Raw genomic sequence first — 1,852 nt, forward strand, 5'->3', positions numbered from 1 at the left:
GTTTATTATAATCGTAGAAGCTAAATCAAAACAATTCGTTATTTCAGACAATTTAAACGGAGAATCCATTAAGGAGGAAGAAAACATGACAAATGATAAATTAAATATCGGAATTATCTTAGGAAGCACTCGTAAGGGTCGAGTTAGTCCTCAAGTTGGAGAATGGGTAAAAAGAATTGCTGACAAACGTGGAGATGCAAATTATGAAATTGTTGATATTTCTGATTTTCAATTACCTTTTTTAGGAACAACCGATGGAACAGAACCTGGAATTGCGGCTTGGAATGAAAAGCTCTTTAGCTTGGATGGATTCGTATTTATTGTTCAAGAATACAATCACAGTATCACAGGAGCATTAAAAAATGCACTTGATTTTGCTCGTGAAGCCTGGAATAACAAAGCAGCAGGTATTGTAAGTTATGGTTCAACTGGTGGAGCACGTGCAGCTGAGCATTTACGTGGAATTTGTGCTGAATTACTAATAGCCGATGTGAAGGTTCACCCAACATTATCTTTATTTACAGATTTCGAAAACTTTACTACTTTTAAACCAGCTGAATTACATCTTAAAAATGTCAATTTAATGGTTGACCAAGTTATAGCTTGGAGTGGTGCACTAAAAACCTTGAGAAAATAGTCAAAATAGATAAATGAACTGTGACTCGAATATCAGATGCTAAAATTAGAGTGTCTGATATTCTTATTTTATCTAGTGAAAATGTTGATTTTCCAAAATGCTCTCTACAAAAAATGATTGTGAACCGTTGCACTTAAACTAACGGGGCGGCATTACTTGAAGAAGGATTATTGGATTTTTATGGAGAATTTAGAAGTGAGTAGTGAAAAAGTAAAGGAGAGGTGTTTTTGAAAAAATATATATGTGAAACTTGTGGAGTTCAGTATTCAAGTTCAATCGAAGCACCAAAACAATGTTTGATTTGCGAGGAAGAAAGACAATTTGTTGGTTCCAAAGGACAGGTGTGGACCACATTAGAAAAGCTGATAGAGGTCGGTACATATAGTAATATCATTGAGCTCCAAGAAGAAGGATTACATAGCATAAAGACTAATCCAAGTTTTGGAATTGGACAGTCAGCTTATCTTGTAAAAGATAGACATTACAACTTATTGTGGGATTGTATTACATTTATTGATCCATCAACCATTTCACATATTAACAAATTAGGCGGAATTGATGCTATTGCTTTATCACATCCTCATTATTACTCTAGTCAAGTAGAATGGGCTGAAGCATTCGATGCTCCAATTTATATTCACGAAGATGATAAAAAATGGGTGACAAGACCCAGCGAGAAAATCATTTTTTGGTCTGGAGAATCGATAGAATTGCAGGAAGGTCTTATTCTTCATAGAATCGGAGGACATTATAAAGGCGGTACTGTTTTAGAGTGGAAAAATGGAAGCAGTCAAAATGGAATTTTATTGAGTGGAGATATTATACGCGTGGCAGCTGATTGTAAGTGGGTGAGTTTTATGTATAGTTATCCTAACTTCATTCCTCTGCCCAGTGTAACAGTTGAAAGAATCGCGGATAGGGTAAATAAATTTACATTTAATCGATTATACGACGCATTTCATCGCATTATTAAAGATGAAGCCGATTTGGTCGTTAATAGGTCAGCGAAAAGGTACATTGAAGCACTAAATGGAACATTATTTAATACTTAATTTACTAATTTATATAGCCATACAAAAAAACGTCTCAAACGAATAACCAAGAGACGTTACTACCTCTAGAATTTTCCTGCCCGGCATCCGCGATTTTGTACGTGGTAACTAGAAGTTATAAGATCCCATCTTACTTGAATATATCTAGGTAAAGACTGTAAAT

At 34.9% G+C, this 1,852-nt stretch carries 2 protein-coding genes; both read left to right on the forward strand.

From position 1 onward, the window contains the following. The first annotated feature begins 85 nt into the window (after positions 1 to 85). On the forward strand, positions 86 to 637 hold the full coding sequence (locus V7137_RS28905; protein ID WP_335701254.1) for an NADPH-dependent FMN reductase: 552 nt from the start codon (positions 86 to 88) through the stop codon (positions 635 to 637). A gap of 227 nt (positions 638 to 864) precedes the next feature. Beyond that, positions 865 to 1,689 (forward strand): hypothetical protein, encoded by an 825-nt coding sequence (locus tag V7137_RS28910; protein WP_335701252.1) that lies wholly within the window; start codon positions 865 to 867, stop codon positions 1,687 to 1,689. Positions 1,690 to 1,852: the final 163 nt, after the last annotated feature.

Origin of the sequence: Neobacillus drentensis (genome assembly GCF_036962765.1) — a bacterium.
GTDB lineage: Bacteria > Bacillota > Bacilli > Bacillales > Cytobacillaceae > Neobacillus > Neobacillus drentensis_C.

Bases quoted from the DNA above. Each gene is read 5' to 3' on its own strand.
- V7137_RS28905 (WP_335701254.1), top strand. From the start codon at position 86: ATGACAAATGATAAATTAAATATCGGAATTATCTTAGGAAGCACTCGT.